Here is a 16,654-nt window from a genome sequence, read left to right as displayed (position 1 = left end):
CAATTAAATCAGGGGTATCGGGGTTAAAAAACAAAGGGCGCCTGAGCGCCCTTTGTGTTTGATCCCGCAATAAAGAATTAAATGCCTGCCGGATTGGGATTGGGCACTTCGTAGGTTTGACCACTGCTGGCGTCAGACCCATCATTATTCAAAAACACCACCACGCTGACCTGGTCTTCCACAATATCCAGCTCGGTCGTTGGGTAGTAAGCCCCCTTCGCATCCTTGTTGATGTTGTGATAATGCCAGATAGAGGCAACCACCCGTCCACTATCCTTGAGCTTCACATCTTCTGCGCGGGCAGGTTCGCCCAGCAATGCAATCAATTCGGCCCGGCTCATCTTGCCGACTTTATCCACAAAGGCCTGCTCGTCTTCTGGAATCGCTCCAGTTGTAGCGGTCCCTGGCGTCGCCCCTGCCCATAATGCACTGCTCACTGATAACAATCCAACTGCCAACACCCCGTGCAACCAAGTTTGTGCTCTCATCATCACTCTCCTTATGTTCAAACACTCAGGCAATCAAAACGATCATTAGGTTCCATTTGCAGCCGCTACGCATAGGCTGGCGGCGGCGCTGTGGTCTAGACCGACTCAATAGGATAGGCTTCTTCTGGCAATAGCTCTACCAATAACACATGGACACGACGGCTGTCAGCATGCACCACGGTCACACTCAGGTTTTGAATGCGGATATGCTCGCCGCGCTTGGGCAAATGACCAAAATGGTTGACCACCAGCCCACCCACGGTTGAAAACTCTTCGTCACTAAACGTGGTGCCAATGGCTTCATTAAACTCAGGGATTTCAGTCAAGGCTTTGACACGGTATTTACCCGGCGCCTGCTGGATAATATTGCCCTCGCCTTCGTCATCATCATATTCGTCTTCAATATCCCCAACAATCTGCTCCAGCACGTCTTCAATGGTCACCATGCCCGCCACACCGCCGTATTCATCCACCACAATGGCAATATGATTGCGATTGCTGCGAAACTCCTTGAGCAATACATTCAGGCGCTTGGATTCGGGGATAAACACGGCCGGACGCAACATGTCGCGCAGTTCAAACGACTCGTTTGCATAGTAACGAAGCAGGTCTTTGGCCAGCAGGATGCCGATCACATCATTCTTGTTGTCTTCAATCACGGGGAAGCGGGAGTGTGCCGTTTCAATCACAAACGGCAGGAAACTGTCTGGCGGTTGAGCGATATCAATCACATCCATTTGCGAACGCGGAATCATGATGTCGCGCACTTGCATTTCACTGACTTGCAAAACACCTTCGATCATGGCCAGTGAATCGCCATCCATCAGGTGGTTTTCATAAGCGCCATGCAGCAATTCAACAAGCTGCTCTCGATCTTCTGGCTCACGCAGCAGAAAATGACTTAATCGTTCTAAAAGAGAGGGTTTATGAGATAACTTATCCGGCTCCGAAGCCATATTTACTGCTGAAAACAGCATCCTGTATAACGAGATGACTTAAGCATACATGAAAACAGATGACCATGTCACCTTCACCTCACCAGCCCTCTGATTTGGCGCAAGATTTGCCCAGGCCAGTCGCGATCACGCTATAAACATTTAAATTCTGCTAAATTATCGCCTATGCTCAATCGCTTGCGTTCCTATTCTTCTCGTTTTCGCCTGTCTCATTCGGGCCGACTGGCGCAAATCGCATTATCAGTACCGTTGAGGATCGTCGCCGGACTGGTGGTTTTTTACCTGCTGTTTGCCTGGCTGGCTGTGAACCCGCTGGCCAAATGGCTGTTGCCCTGGGTTGCCGAAACACAGCTGGCCAGCAAAGCTAGCGTCGACAAGGTCACGTTTGACCCCTTCAGCCTGACCACCACCATCGAAAAACTCTCACTGACTGATCAGCAAGGCGCGCCCCTGGCTGCGTTTGACCGACTGGTAGTCGATCTTGACGCCAGCGGGCTGTTTAAATGGGCATGGAAGCTCAAGCAGATCCAGTTGACAGGCCCGCATGTGAATGTGATGGTCTCCAAACAAGGTAAACTCAACTGGGCAGACCTGATCGCCAAACTCAATGAAAATCCCTCGCCGCCAGATCAGGACCTGCCCCGAGTCATCATTGAAAAAATCATCCTGAGCCAGGGCAATATTGAATACCTGGATGCACAGCACGACCAGCCTTTGCGCGCCTCCCTCAAGCCGCTGGATTTTGAACTGGAAGGCTTTTCTACCCTGCCCCAAGACCGCGGCGACTACCTGATCGCGGCAAAACTGCCCTATCAGGGCGGCACCGTGAAGTGGAAAGGTAATTTCGGCGTCAATCCCCTCGCATCGCAAGGGCAACTGGCGATTGAGGCGTTACAAATTGCCAAGGTGATGCAGTGGGTCAACACAGCGGCGCTGCCCGTTAAAGTTGAGACCGGCGCTTTTTCTGGTCAGTTGAACTATGCATTTTCCATGCATCAGCAACAACCAAAACTGCAGCTCAGTGATGTCCAGCTACGCATTGAGGACTTGGGGGCGACAATGGCGCCAGCGGACAAACTTACCTGGGCCTCATTCACGGTTACCACCAAACAGCTGACGCTACTCCCTGCTGCGCAACTCAGCCTGCAGGGTCATGGTATCGACATGACCCTGAATCAGCTCAAGCTACAAAAGCCGCAAGCGGTCGTCTCAATGGCCAGCAGCCAGCTGTCACTGCCCAGTCTCAGTTTCACGCTGGATAAACAAGCACAGCTTCAGTTTGAAAATCTGGATGTTCATCTGCAACAGGCGCAGGTACAGCATGGCCAGCAAACCTTGCTCAGCCTGCCCGAACTGGCACTGGAACACGCCAGTTTCAACCTGGCTGACCGTCGTGCGAAGATCGGGCTCGTCCATCTCAATCAGGGACAATTATCTGCCACGCAACTTGCCTCTGGCTTGCTGGATTGGCAACAGAGCTTCGAACCAGCCGTCGCAAAAAATACGTCAACCACCCAACACACAGCCGAGCAAACAGCTCAAACAACTGAAAGCAAGCCGTTCCATTTGAGCATTGACGAAATAGCTCTCGCGCACTGGCACCTGACCTATACCAACCACCAATTTGCCAAACCGCTGCAGGCAACGGTAGGCGACATGAATCTGCAATTGGCCTTGGATCATGCTGAAGACCTGACGCTCAGCAACATGCAACTGGATGCCAGCCAACTCGCGCTGCAATCGGATAAACAAACGCTGGCACAACTCGGCAAGCTATCGGTAGGCAAAGTACATCTGGCGCTGGCGCAACAAAAAGCTGAGGTCGCGGCGATCCAGTTAAGCGGTCTGAAAACCTCGGTGATTCGCCAGGCCGACCAGCGCTTGAACTGGCAAACACTGCTTGCAATACCCTCGGCAGAAGCCCCCAAGAATACGGCGACTTCACATACCGCGACAACGCAGAAAACTGTATGGACCTATAGTCTCAAACAGCTAGCCTTGCAGCAGGCTGAGGTGCATATTGAGGATCAATCGACCTCAAGCCCCATGATCCTGGATGTGACCGATGGTCAACTCTCGCTGACTGACTTGACCCAGAATCTGACACGCTGGCTCCCGGTCAAGGCTGGCTTCAAGGTCAAACAAGGCGGCCAATTGAATCTGCAAGGCAAGATCGCGGCGGCCCCGTTTAAAGCAGACCTGCAAACACAGCTCGGTCAGTTATCTTTAAAACCCTTTGCGCCCTACCTAGCACAAGTCGCCTTACTCAAACTGGAAGATGGCGCAGTCGGTTTAGAAGGCAGGTTACAACAATCCACGCAAGGCTCAACCCGCTTTGATGGCGGCTTCACCGTCAACCAGCTCTCGATTATTGAGGAAGAAAGCCAGCAACCATTCTTGCGCTGGCAAACCTTACAGGCAGACGGTGTATCGCTATCAGTGGCACCGAACAAATTGCAAATCGACACCTTGAGTGTGAACCAACCGCAGACCAAGTTTATGATTGCTGCCGATCGCAGCCTGAACGTAAGCAAGCTCATGCGTACTGCGCCCGCTTCTGACCATCCGCCTGCAAGCAATGCAACAACATCGACCAGTACAAGCGCAGCACCCACGGTGGCAAACGCAAGTAAACAGAGTGATTTTCCGGTCAATATAGACAGTGTGCGAATCAACAATGCCGAACTGGACTTTGCCGATTTGTCATTGCCGCAACCGTTTGGCACGCATATTAACAATCTGAGCGGAGTGATTAACGGCATTTCGAGCAATCCTTCCTCTACAGCTCAGGTGGAGATGGATGGCAAGGTGGATGACTATGGCGCTGCCCGCATCCGTGGCAGCTTGCAGCCATTTAACACCGGCGAATTTACCGACCTTAAACTGGCGTTCACCAATCTAGAAATGAACCGGCTAACCCCCTATTCCGGCAAATTTGCCGGGCGCAAGATCACCTCAGGCAAGCTGTCTGTCGATCTCGAATACAAGATCAAGCAGCGCAAGCTGGCCGGAGAAAACAAATTCGTTATTCACAAACTGACCTTGGGCGAGCGCGTAGACAGCAAGGATGCCGCCAACCTGCCCCTGGATCTGGCGATTGCCATTCTTGAAGACAGCAATGGCGTCATTGACCTCGACCTGCCAGTCAGTGGCAGCCTGGATGACCCCAAGTTCAGCATAGGCGGGATTGTCTGGAAAGCCTTTACCAATATCCTGACCAAAATCGTAACAGCGCCATTTAGCGCCTTGGGCAAGCTGTTTGGCAGCAGTGAAAAGCTGGAGGCCATTGTGTTTGATCCCGGAACGGCGGCTTTATCCCCGCCTGAGCAGGAAAAACTGCAGGCAGTGAGCAGCGCACTTAACAAACGCCAGCAATTGAAGCTGGGGGTGGTGCCTGCTTACGATATCGCTGCAGATACGCGCGCCCTGCAGGAAAGCAGCCTGCGTAAGCAAGTGGCTGCGGAAATGGGCATCGTACTGAAGGCAGACCAGACACCCGGACCGATAGACCTCAACAACCCCAAAGTGCAATCTGCGCTCAAGGCCTTGCATGACCGCTTAACCAACAAAGGCCTGCTAAAGCGGCTTGCTTCAAAGCTGGAAAAAACACCGGCCGGATTTTATGAACAGGCACAAGAGACCTTGACGACCAGTATCCCGGTTTCAGAAGCGGACTTACAGGCCTTAGCCAAATCACGGGCAAACGCAATTCAGCAGCAATTGCTGGCCGCAGGCCTAAGCCAGGATCGCATCGCCCTCGCACCGCCAGTGGCCGCAAAAGCAGAGCGCGCTTTGGTACCAACCAAGCTAACGCTGGACGCGATCAAGCATTAATGTGAGCGGTGTCATGACGGCTGAAACGTTGAATTTACTCCCAAAGCGAGTCGATTTGGCTATTGTGCCCTCTGAGTCCAATGTGGCTTAAAAATATAGCCAAGATTAATGATCAATACCTGATTTAACTCAGGCTTGAAAGGCAGAGGCAGCGACTCAAGCCGCAACGAATCAACCAAGTTGGGCTCGCTGTTAGAACACCAACACAGTGAGCAAATGCTGAAAAAAGCGCAGTACCGGCGACAGCACTATCCCCAAAATACCGGTAAACAGGAGTGCAATCAGTATCAGCATGCCGTAACGCTCGAGCTGGGCAAATTTGATGGCCGCGGACATGGGCAATAAGCTCACTGCAATGCGGCCACCGTCCAGCGGTGGCAGTGGAAACAGGTTAAGCACCAGCAACACCAGATTGATTTGTACGCCCGCAAGACTCATTTGCGACACGTATGCCTGGGCTGCGTCTGGAAATTGTCCCACTCTCGCCAACACCAAGCCCCAAAGCAATGCCATGACAAAATTGGACGCGGGGCCGGCTAGGGCCACCCATAGCATATCCTGCTTGGGACGGCGTAACTGGCCAAAATTCACGGGCACCGGTTTTGCCCAGCCAAACAGGATACCGCCAAATATAATGCTGATGGCGGGCAATAAAATGGTGCCGATAGGGTCAATATGTTTGAAGGGATTAAGCGTAATCCTGCCCATGCGCTCGGCGGTCAAGTCGCCAAAATATTTGGCGGCGTAACCATGGGCAGCTTCATGCACGGTAATCGCAAACAGGATAGGCAGTGCGTAGGCAGCAATTTTTTGTACGACGGTCAGTTCTTCCATGCAAATAGCTTTCAGACAACATTAAGGCCAGGGCGCGACACCTGCCCGGACCAGTGACGGCGGATCTTCGGTCAAATCCAGCACCGTGGTGGGACCCACGTGCACGATATCACTGTCAATCACCGCATCAATCTGGTGTTCCAGCGCTTCCCGAATCTCCCATCCGACCGAGAGGGGCGCCTCGTCACCGGGTAATTGCAAGGTCATGCTCAGCATGGGGCAATCCAGCGCGTCCAGCAAGGTTTGCGTCACAACATGCTTGGGCACGCGCAAACCGATGGTGCTGCGTTTGGGGTGATGCAGGCGGCGCGGCACTTCTCTGCTAGCCTCAAGCAAAAAGGTATAAGCGCCAGGGGTCAAGGCTTTCAGTAGCCGAAACTGGCTATTGTTCACTTTGGCATAGGTGCCAATCTCGGCTAGATCACGGCAGATCAGCGTAAAGGGGTGATCATCATCCACACCACGCAACCGGCGGATGCGTGTTTGCGCGTCCTTGAACTCCATCAGGCACACCAAGGCATAACTGGAGTCAGTCGGACAAGCCAGAATACCGCCCTGCTTCAACAGCTGTACCGCTTGTTGAATCAACCGCGCCTGCGGGTTTTGCGCATGAATAATAAAGTACTGGGCCATAAAGCACTACTGCAGCAGACTGGCCTCTGGCCAATCCTGCCAGAGGGGGACACAATTGGCCGGTAAGGCGGGCAAGCGGCCCATTTCCATGAACGAAAGTCCTGGGCCATGATAGTCAGAGCCTTGAGATGCCTTCAAGTCAAAGCGATGGGCCAGTTTTGCGAACTGATCGAACTGCGGCGGCTGATGGCTACCAGTCACGACTTCTATGGCCTGTCCGCCGTAGCCCCTGAACTCGTGCAATAGCAAATGCATATTGACGAAGCCCAGGTCATAACGGCCAGGGTGTGCCAGCACGGCGACACCGCCAGCCTGCCGAATCAAGGTCACTGCTTGTTCCAGACTCATCCACTCATGGTTGACGAACCCTGGCTTGCCTTTGACCATATATTTTTTAAAGACAGACTTGATGTTTTTAGCATGCCCTTGTTTGACGATAAACTGGGCAAAATGACTGCGCGTCATTACACTATTGCCCGCAATCTGCTTCGCACCTTCGTAGGCGCCAGCAATACCAGCCTTGGCCAGGCCTTCGGCCATTTGCCGGGCACGCGTATCGCGCGCCGCATGTACTTGCTGAAAGGTGGTGATTAATTGCGGGTCGCTCGCATCAATGCGCAAGCCAACGATATGCAAGGTCCGCTTTTTCCAGGTCACCGAGATTTCGACGCCATTGACTAGGGTAATGCCATGCTGTTCAGCGGCAGTCCGTGCGCGCGCCAGGCCGCCGACTTCGTCATGGTCCGTCAGCGCCAGCACTCGCACACCTTTGCTTGCGGCGTGTGCAACCAACTCCTCAGGCGAGAGCAGGCCATCTGAGAGCGTGGAGTGGCAATGCAAATCTATCGGAACGGACATATTGACAGAGAGAGACTACGCTGTTGTGCGGGGACAGGATTGTCTACATATAAACTTTACTTTATGACAAGAATCATAGCAAAATAGTGCCCTCACAGATAGCAAGAATTCAGTGTACTGAAGCCAAGCATGCAAATCATCACCGATTTACTCCCCGTCATCCTGTTCTTTATCGCTTATAAAAAAGCAGGCATCTTTGCAGCCACTGCGGTCGCCATGATTAGTACGCTCTTGCTGATCGGCGTGATCTGGCTCAAACGCGGCAAAATAGACAAGATGCTGGCCATCAATGGTGCGGTGATTACCGTTCTCGGCGGCATTACCTTGTTGTTACATGACAAAACCTACATCATGTGGAAGCCGACTGCCATCTATTGGATTGGGGCACTGGCCCTGCTTTTCAGCCGCTATGCCTTCAAACGCAACCTGATTGAGCGCATGCTGGGCAAAATGATGACGCCGCCTGCCGCCACCTGGGACAAGCTAAACCTCTACTGGATTGCCTTTTTAATCGGCATGGGCATATTGAACCTCTACGTTGCCTTTCACTACAGCGAAGACGACTGGGTCAACTTCAAGTTGTTTGGGGCCACCAGCCTTATGTTTATCTTTATGATCGTGCAAGTCTTTGCGCTAAGAGCGCATTGGGTTGAACAAAATCAGCCGCCCGCCTGACTAAACGTTTAGCCAGACTTTATCGACTGCCGCAGCGAAAGAACGCCACCATGCTTTACATGATTTACGCACAGGACACCACGAACAGCTTGCCATTGCGGCTGCAGCATCGCCCGCCGCATCTGGCCAGATTGCAACAATTGCAAAACGAGGGCCGCCTGGTTTTAGCAGGCCCGTTGCCAGCCATAGACAGCGTAGACCCTGGTGAAGCAGGCTTTAGTGGCAGCCTGATTGTCGCTGAATTTGACTCATTGCAGGCGGCCACAGACTGGGCCAATGACGATCCGTTTGTGCATGCAGGCGTCTATGGCCAAGTGACCGTCAAACCGTTTAGAAAGACTTTGCCGTGATGCTGCGCGCTGAAATAGAGCAGCGCCTGCAGAGCCTGACACCGGAACACATCGAGATTCAGGATGACAGTGATTTGCACCGCGGACATGCAGGAAATACTGGCGGCGGACACTTTACCATCACGGTAAAAAGCTCGCTATTTTCAGGAAAATCACAGATAATGCGCCATCGCATGGTATATCAATGTTTGCAAGATTTAATGCCTCATCGCATCCACGCGCTCAGTATTACGGCCTTATCGACCGATGAGTCATTTATTTGAAACAATCCTGTTTTTTAATATCGCACCTAATTCAAAACGTTATTTTAAGGATATTGCATGAAATTTTTGAAAGTATTGTTGGCAATTGCTTGCTTAAGCGCAATGCCACATGTGTATGCGGCGGATGCCGACGCGGTAGCCACCGTCAATGGCAAACCGATCAAGAAATCCTGGGTAGAGTTTATCCTCAAGGATGCTGAAGCGCGTACAGGCCAAAAAGCCAACGATGGCATGAAAGCAGCCGTGGTGAATGAACTGGTTGGCTCTGAGTTGGCCTATCAGGAAGCGCAAAAAGCCGGTATTGATAAATTGCCTGACTTTGTGGTCAGTGAAGAATTGGCTCGTCGCAAGTTACTAGTGAATGCTTTCCTGGGAGATTTCATCAAGAAAAATCCTGTGACCGATGCCGAGAAAAAAGAAGCTTACGAGCAATACAAAAAAGAACTGGGTGACAAAGAGTACAACGCCCGCCACATCTTGGTGAAAACAGAAGCCGAAGCCAAAGCCATTATTGCTGACCTGAAAAAAGGGACTGACTTTGCCAAAGTGGCCAAGGAAAAATCTTTGGACCCAGGCTCCAAAGACAAAGGGGGCGATCTGGGCTGGTTCTCACCAGCTGGCATGGTCAAGCCTTTTGCTGAAGCCTTGGTTGCCCTGAAAAAAGGTGAAACCACACCTGAGCCAGTGCAGTCACAGTTTGGCTGGCATGTGATCAAGCTGGTAGACACCCGTGCACTGCAAGCACCGGCCTATGATAAAGTTCAGGAAGGTATTGAGCGTACCATTCAACAACGTAAGCTCGAAAAATACATGTTGAGCCTCAAAGACAAAGCCAAAATTGACGTGAGCGGCCTTGAGAAAAAATAAGCCGGATTCGTTTTGAGCCTGCAAAAAGCCAGCCGTTGCTGGCTTTTTTGTTGGCTGTGATGGATACCGCGATTGAACGCGCAACTTGAGAAAAGATCGAATGAACAATTTCTTTCATTGTCATTCTAAGCTACAATCAAGAATTATTCTCATTTGAACGCAACCATGCATCTAGACGCACTGAAACCAGGGCAGACTGCCATCGTAGACCGCATTCATGCAGAGCAAGCACTGGCCCAACGCCTGAATGCCCTTGGATTTCGTAGCGGTAAGCGCATAGAGGTGATCAGACAGGCCTCGTTTAATGGGCCGTTACATGTCCGTATCGGCTCCACGGATGTGATCATTCGTCTGCACGATGCCAGTGCCATTCATTTACACCCCGTTGACCTGTTAGACTCCCCTGCCGTATGAAACGTGTCGCCTTACTTGGGATGCCGAATACCGGCAAATCCACCCTGTTTAACCGCCTGAGTGGTGCGTCTGCGCGCGTCGGCAACTGGCCTGGCATCACGGTCGACCTGATGAGTGCCAAGCTGCTGCTGGGGGGACATATTGCCGAGCTCATCGATTTACCCGGCCTGTATGATTTGCACGGCTTTTCTGATGATGAACACGTGGTCAGGCATTTCCTGAGCCATCACCAGATTGACCTGGTGCTGATTATCCTCAACAGTGCGCAAATCGACCGACAGCTTTCACTCGCCTTGCAAATCCGCGCCTTGGGCTTGCCTGCAGTCCTGTTGCTCAATATGGAGGATGAGGCCAAACGGGCCGGCATCACCATCAACACCCAGGCCATGAGCAAACAGTTAGGCATGCCGGTGCGTACCATTAGCGCCAAGTACGGGCAAGGCTGCCCAGAAGCGCTACAGCTGGCGGCAGAGACCATGCTGCAGCACCCTAATCTGACCTCGCCTGACAGTATTGCCCGCAAGCTCGAACTCGAAAATGCCATTGAGCAGGAAATGCACCAGATTATCGATCAGAGCGTGCAGTTTCCTATTCAACTGAACCACACACTCACCGACCGCCTGGATAAGATATTGCTCCATCCCTGGTTTGGGCTGCCGCTGTTTTTGCTGTCCGTATTTTTGCTGTTCCAGTTTATTTTCAGCGTAGGCGCACCCTTGCAAGAAGGCATGGGCTGGCTGTTTGACACGCTGCGTAGCCAGGCGCTGGAACCAGCTTTGGCCTTCTTGCCGGGCTGGCTCAACGGGCTGTTGCTGGACGGCTTGTATACCGGGTTTAGTACGGTGGCCGCTTTTGTACCCATCATTGTGCTATTTTTCCTGGTCATGAGCATGGTGGAAGACAGCGGCTATCTCTCACGCGCGGCTTTTCTGATGGATACGCTGATGGCCAAAATGGGACTGGATGGCCGTGGCTTTGTCATGATGCTGATGGGGTTTGGCTGCAATGTGCCCGCACTCATGGGCACTCGCGTCATGCGCAGCCGCCCCATGCGTTTACTGACCATGCTGACGATACCGCTGTCACTGTGCTCAGCCAGATTACAGGTATTTTTATTTATCATCGCCATTCTGTTCCCGCCGTCACAAGCCGCGTTGGTCCTGTTTTCGCTGTATCTGGTCAGTTTTGCCACCATTTTTATCACGGCGGTCCTGTTCAAACGCAGCTTTCAAAGCCGCGAGCCCTTTGTGCTTGAGCTGCCGCCTTATCGCTTCCCTACCCCACAACAAATCTGGATGCGTGGCTGGCAAGAGGTGAAACACTTTTTGGCACGCGCCACCAAGTTTATTGTGATTGGGGTGGTGCTGGTCTGGCTACTCACGCATTTACCTTTTTCTGCCACGCCAGCCAGCCCTGAAACCTGGGCCGGGAGCATAGGCCGCTTTTTCGCGCCCGTGCTGGACCCCATTGGCATTGACACCCAACTGGCGATTGCCCTGATTTTTGGTTTTGTTGCCAAAGAAATCGTGGTCGGCTCGCTGGCCGTGATTTATGGCCTGCAAGGGGATGCGCTCAGCCAACAAATTGCCAGCAATATCGACTGGGTACAAGGCATGAGCTTTATGCTGTTTACACTGATTTATACGCCCTGCCTGTCGACCATCGCCACACTTAAATCCGAAAGTAAAAGCAGCGGTTTTATGTGGCTGTCTTTGGCTTGGTCCCTGATGCTGGCCTGGCTGGTCAGCTTTGCGTTTTACCAAACGGCTCGTGCACTCGGCTATTGAAATTTCTTGATTTCAAACAGAAACAGGAAAATATAATCTATGTTAAAGTGAATCTTCCACTTAAAAATAAGGAGACTCCATCCATGAACAAGTCTTTAGTGATTGCAGCCGTTGCCACTTTATTCAGCTTGTCTGCACAGGCTAACAACCACAGCCATAATGGCCCGATGGAAAAATGCATGAAAGCCGCATTGGCCAAACATCCGGGCAAAGTCGTCTCACTGGAAGCCGAGATTGAAAAAGGCCGTGGTGCCATTTATGAGTTCGACATTGTCGGCACAGATGGCAAAGAATGGGAAGTAGAATGTGAAGCCAAAACTGGCAAGGTATTTGAAGAAGAAGTGGATGTTGACCCTAACAGCGACGAATTCAAATCCAAAGCCAAAGTGACGATGGAACAAGCCAAAAAAACTGCGCTGGACAAATATCCAGGTGACGTGGAAAGCATCGAATATGAGCTGGAAAACGGCAATCCTGTCTACGAATTTGATATCAAGCAAGCCAACGGCAAGGAAATCGAAGTCGAAGTCGATGCAGTGACCGGCAAAATTGGGGAAACCGAAGAAGAAGTCTACGAAATCGGCAAAGACTAATTTTTTATCGTCCCCGCAGTCAGTCAAACAGCAACCGCATGGTTGCTGTTTTTATTTGGGCAGGCGCTTTGGCGCATTCGATATCAGACGCGCTTTCTGTTAAAATGGCGGTTTGAATTTTCATTGAAAAATCCAACCGCCTCATGTCTAGTCAAGCGCAATTCCTTAGCCTGCGCGGCAGCGCCGCCCTCTCTCAATTCCGTCTCGATAAACTGTATCGCGCCCTCAAAGCCAGCGCACCGAATATCGCCCATATTTACACCGAATTCGTGCACTTTGCGTTTAGCGAGTCCGCCTTGAGCGTGAGCGAGCAAGACACCCTGCGCCAGATTCTGACTTACGGTCCGCACACGGATATCGAGTCCCCGACAGGCGAGTTGCTGCTGGTGATTCCGAGGATAGGCACGATTTCGCCCTGGGCCTCACGCGCGACGGATATTGCACATAACTGTGGCCTTGGTCATCTGCTGCGTCTGGAGCGCGGCATTGCCTATTACGTGACAACTGCGAACGGCCAAGCCTTGACCGAAGCCGAGAAGCAAGCCTTGCGCACCGCCATCCAGGACCGCATGACAGAAACGGTGGTCTACCAGCTGGCGGATGCAGAAAAACTCTACCACCATGCCGATCCTAAACCTTTATCCAGTGTGGATATTTTAGCTGGCGGCAAAGCGGCGCTTGAGGCGGCCAACAGCGAGATGGGCTTAGCCCTGTCGCCAGATGAGGTGGACTACCTGCTGGAAAACTACCGCAAAATGGGCCGCAACCCGACCGATGTCGAACTCATGATGTTTGCCCAAGCCAACTCCGAGCATTGTCGCCACAAGATTTTCAATGCCGACTGGGTGATTGATGGCGTACAGCAAGAGCTGTCGCTGTTCAACATGATCCGCAACACGCACAAACTCAATCCTGGCAACACCGTGGTTGCCTACTCTGACAACAGCTCAATTGTACAAGGCCAGAAAACCAAGCGTTTTTATCCGGCAGCCGATCACAGCTACCAGTTTGTCGAAGACGACATGCATTATCTGATGAAGGTGGAAACGCATAACCACCCCACTGCCATTTCACCCTTTGCCGGGGCTGCGACTGGGGCAGGCGGTGAAATCCGTGATGAAGGTGCCACCGGCATAGGCTCTAAGCCGAAAGCAGGCTTGACCGGCTTCTCGGTCTCTAACTTGAACCTGCCTGACTTTAAACAGCCTTGGGAAACCAATTACGGCAAACCTGGCCGTATCGCTAGCCCGTTGCAAATCATGATAGACGGTCCTTTAGGCGGGGCCGCTTATAACAACGAATTTGGCCGCCCCAATATTGCCGGTTACTTCCGTACCTTTGAACTCGAAACGCCTACTGCCGATGGCAAGCGCGAAATGCGTGGCTATCACAAACCGATCATGCTGGCGGGTGGGGTCGGCAATATCTCTGACAGCCACAGCCATAAAAACAGCATTCCCCCTGGCTCAGCCCTGATTCAGCTGGGCGGCCCGGCCATGTTGATTGGCCTTGGCGGCGGCGCGGCCTCTAGTATGGATACTGGCGCCAACACGGAAAATCTGGACTTTGACTCTGTGCAACGCGGCAACCCGGAGTTGCAACGCCGTGCGCAAGAGGTGATTGATCGTTGCTGGCAAATGGGCGATAACAACCCGATTTTGAGCATACACGACGTGGGTGCCGGTGGTATTTCCAACGCCTTCCCTGAGTTGGTCAATGATGCCAAAGTCGGCGCCGTGTTCCAGTTGCGTGATGTACATAATGAAGAGCCTGGCATGAGTCCGCGCGAACTGTGGAGCAACGAAGCGCAAGAGCGCTATGTTCTCGCCGTTACGCAAGACCAGTTGCCCTTATTTGAAGCAATTTGTGAACGCGAACGTTGTCCGTTTGCCGTCGTCGGCGTCACCACGGAAGAACGTCATCTGACGGTGGAAGACCGTCATTTTGACAACAAGCCGGTGGATATGGATCTGTCTGTTCTGCTGGGCAAACCCCCAAAAATGCTGCGTGATGTCAAATCCGTGAATAAGACGCTGCCAGCGTTTGATACCGGCAACGTGGTATTGCATGATGCCGTGTCACGTGTACTGCGCTTACCAGGTGTGGCAGATAAAACCTTCCTGATTACCATTGGTGACCGTAGCGTGACCGGCCTCATCGCCCGCGACCAAATGGTCGGCCCGTGGCAAGTGCCCGTCAGCAACGTGGCGGTGACCTGTGCCGGGTTTGAAACCAATATCGGCGAAGCATTTGCCATCGGTGAAAAGGCGCCCTTAGCGCTGATCGACGCACCGGCTTCCGGCCGCATGGCCATTGGTGAAGCCATCACCAACATTGCCGCCGCCGCAATCAGTGACATTGGCAACCTCAAACTGTCCGCTAACTGGATGGCACCTGCCGGTCATGCCGGTGAAGATGCCGCGCTGTATGCCACCGTGAAAACCGTGGGCATGGAATTATGTCCGGCGCTCGGCATCAGCATCCCGGTCGGCAAAGACTCCATGAGTATGAAAACGGTCTGGCAAGATCAAGGTGAAAACAAAGCAGTCACAGCCCCCATCTCACTGGTAATCTCTGCCTTTGCCAACACGCCAGATGTGCGTAAAACCCTGACGCCGCAACTGCGCACTGATCTCGGCGACAGTCAGCTGATCCTGATCGACCTGGGCAATGGCAAAAACCGCATGGGCGGCTCGGCTTTGGCTCAAGTCTATCAACAGTTAGGCAACAGCGTGCCCGATGTCGACCAACCAGCACAACTGAAAGCATTTTTTGCCGCGATCCAGCAACTGAATCACGAAGGCAAACTACTGGCTTATCATGACCGCTCAGATGGTGGCCTGTTTGTCACACTGGCAGAAATGGCGTTTGCCGGTCATTGTGGCCTCAATCTTGACCTCAGCGCCCTGGCTGGCGACAACATTGCCCTGCTGTTTAACGAAGAATTGGGGGCAGTACTGCAAGTGCGTGCCAGCGATACGGCAACCATCGTCCAGCAATTGCAACAGCAGTTGGGTGACTGTGTGCACGCCATCGGCCACGTCACTGCCGGCCAGGACATTGTCATCGCGCTTAAACAGGCACGCTACCAGGCATCACGCATCGACCTGCACCGCATGTGGTCTGAAACCACTTACCGCATGCAGAGCCTGCGTGATAACCCGGTCTGTGCCCAGCAGGAATATGACCGCATCCTGAATGCCGACGATGCCGGCTTGCATGCGCAGCTGACTTTTGACCTCAATGACAATATTGCAGCACCGTATATCAACACCGGCAAACGCCCCAACATGGCGATTTTGCGTGAGCAAGGTGTCAACGGCCAAACCGAAATGGCGGCTGCGTTTGACCGCGCAGGTTTTAACAGCGTCGATGTGCATATGAGCGACATCATCAGCGGCCGTGTGGCACTCAAGGATTTCGCAGGCTTGGTGGCTTGCGGCGGCTTCTCTTATGGGGACGTACTTGGTGCAGGCGAAGGCTGGGCCAAGTCCATCCTGTTCAACGCGCGTGCACGCGATGAATTTAGCGCCTTCTTTAACCGTGCAGACACCTTTGCACTGGGCGTCTGTAATGGTTGCCAGATGATGAGTAACCTGCACAGCATTATTCCAGGCGCCGCGCACTGGCCGCACTTTGTGCGCAACAAGTCCGAACAGTTTGAAGCACGCGTTGCCCTGGTCGAGATTCTGGCCTCGCCGTCTATCTTCTTTGACGGCATGGCAGGCAGCCGCATGCCGATTGCTGTGGCACATGGCGAAGGGTTTACGGAATTTACTGATGCGGGCGCGGTCACAAGTGTGCTACAACAGCAACTGGCAACCGTGCGTTATGTGGACCATGCTGCGCAAGCGACCGAAGTTTACCCGTTTAACCCGAATGGTTCGCCTCAGGGCTTGACCGGGTTTACTACGCAAGATGGTCGTTTCAGCATCATGATGCCACATCCTGAACGTGTGTTTAGAGCGGTACAGCATTCCTGGCGGCCAGATGGCTGGCAGGAAGATGGTCCCTGGATGCGCATGTTCAGAAACGCACGCAAGTTTGTAGGTTAAGCGGAGTCGACCGGCCCTTACCGGCGACTTCACGAGGCCCAAAAAGT

At 52.7% G+C, this 16,654-nt stretch carries 14 protein-coding genes; 9 read left to right on the top strand and 5 right to left on the bottom strand.

The features are described 5' to 3' along the window. Positions 1-77: 77 nt before the first annotated feature. Together ACFQ1T_RS07415 and ACFQ1T_RS07410 are read right to left on the bottom strand one after the other, a co-directional pair. Positions 78-491 (bottom strand): hypothetical protein, encoded by a 414-nt coding sequence (locus ACFQ1T_RS07415; protein ID WP_275355956.1) that lies wholly within the window; start codon positions 489-491, stop codon positions 78-80. Positions 492-583: 92 nt separating this feature from the next. After that, the gene (locus tag ACFQ1T_RS07410) at positions 584-1,444 is read right to left on the bottom strand and encodes an HlyC/CorC family transporter (protein WP_379075305.1); all 861 of its coding nucleotides are present in this window, start codon (positions 1,442-1,444) and stop codon (positions 584-586) included. Between the two features lie 165 nt (positions 1,445-1,609). Here ACFQ1T_RS07410 and ACFQ1T_RS07405 point away from each other — a divergent pair, with 165 nt between their 5' ends. Continuing rightward, positions 1,610-5,278 (top strand): DUF748 domain-containing protein, encoded by a 3,669-nt coding sequence (locus ACFQ1T_RS07405; protein WP_379075302.1) that lies wholly within the window; start codon positions 1,610-1,612, stop codon positions 5,276-5,278. A gap of 192 nt (positions 5,279-5,470) precedes the next feature. Here the strand turns inward: ACFQ1T_RS07405 and ACFQ1T_RS07400 are convergent, their stop codons facing one another. The 3 genes from ACFQ1T_RS07400 to ACFQ1T_RS07390 are packed head-to-tail and all read right to left on the bottom strand — an operon-like array spanning position 5,471 to position 7,603. Then, positions 5,471-6,112, bottom strand: a complete 642-nt coding sequence (locus ACFQ1T_RS07400; RefSeq protein ID WP_194748286.1) for a site-2 protease family protein — start codon at positions 6,110-6,112, stop codon at positions 5,471-5,473. Between the two features lie 21 nt (positions 6,113-6,133). Continuing rightward, positions 6,134-6,745, bottom strand: coding sequence for an L-threonylcarbamoyladenylate synthase (locus ACFQ1T_RS07395; protein WP_275355962.1), 612 nt, complete (start codon positions 6,743-6,745; stop codon positions 6,134-6,136). Positions 6,746-6,751: 6 nt separating this feature from the next. Beyond that, positions 6,752-7,603: a 3',5'-nucleoside bisphosphate phosphatase gene (locus ACFQ1T_RS07390; protein ID WP_379075298.1), complete on the bottom strand. Its 852-nt coding sequence runs from the start codon at positions 7,601-7,603 to the stop codon at positions 6,752-6,754. 129 nt (positions 7,604-7,732) lie between these two features. Here ACFQ1T_RS07390 and ACFQ1T_RS07385 point away from each other — a divergent pair, with 129 nt between their 5' ends. From ACFQ1T_RS07385 to purL, 8 genes are all read left to right on the top strand, one after another. Beyond that, on the top strand, positions 7,733-8,278 hold the full coding sequence (locus ACFQ1T_RS07385) for a septation protein A (RefSeq protein WP_194748289.1): 546 nt from the start codon (positions 7,733-7,735) through the stop codon (positions 8,276-8,278). A 50-nt stretch (positions 8,279-8,328) separates the two neighbouring features. Then, complete coding sequence (locus ACFQ1T_RS07380) at positions 8,329-8,628, top strand: YciI family protein (protein ID WP_194748290.1); 300 nt, start codon at positions 8,329-8,331, stop codon at positions 8,626-8,628. Next, entirely contained in the window at positions 8,628-8,891 is a 264-nt protein-coding gene (locus tag ACFQ1T_RS07375) for a BolA family protein (protein ID WP_194748291.1), read from the top strand. Before ACFQ1T_RS07380 ends, ACFQ1T_RS07375 begins: the two co-directional genes overlap by 1 nt. A gap of 57 nt (positions 8,892-8,948) precedes the next feature. After that, positions 8,949-9,758, top strand: a complete 810-nt coding sequence (locus tag ACFQ1T_RS07370; protein ID WP_194748292.1) for a peptidylprolyl isomerase — start codon at positions 8,949-8,951, stop codon at positions 9,756-9,758. A gap of 165 nt (positions 9,759-9,923) precedes the next feature. Then, positions 9,924-10,172: a FeoA family protein gene (locus tag ACFQ1T_RS07365; RefSeq protein ID WP_194748293.1), complete on the top strand. Its 249-nt coding sequence runs from the start codon at positions 9,924-9,926 to the stop codon at positions 10,170-10,172. Continuing rightward, entirely contained in the window at positions 10,169-11,959 is a 1,791-nt protein-coding gene (feoB, locus tag ACFQ1T_RS07360; RefSeq protein ID WP_379075292.1) for a ferrous iron transport protein B, read from the top strand. Before ACFQ1T_RS07365 ends, feoB begins: the two co-directional genes overlap by 4 nt. Before the next feature lie 83 nt (positions 11,960-12,042). After that, positions 12,043-12,552 (top strand): PepSY domain-containing protein, encoded by a 510-nt coding sequence (locus tag ACFQ1T_RS07355; protein ID WP_379075289.1) that lies wholly within the window; start codon positions 12,043-12,045, stop codon positions 12,550-12,552. A 143-nt stretch (positions 12,553-12,695) separates the two neighbouring features. After that, a complete protein-coding gene (purL, locus tag ACFQ1T_RS07350) occupies positions 12,696-16,607 on the top strand; it encodes a phosphoribosylformylglycinamidine synthase (protein ID WP_379075286.1) in 3,912 nt (1,303 codons plus the stop codon). Positions 16,608-16,654: the final 47 nt, after the last annotated feature.

The sequence above is a fragment of the Methylophilus glucosoxydans genome, from assembly GCF_042676145.1.
Lineage (GTDB): Bacteria > Pseudomonadota > Gammaproteobacteria > Burkholderiales > Methylophilaceae > Methylophilus > Methylophilus glucosoxydans.
Note: the sequence above shows the minus strand (reverse complement) of the source record. Positions and strands in the feature narration are given on the sequence as shown.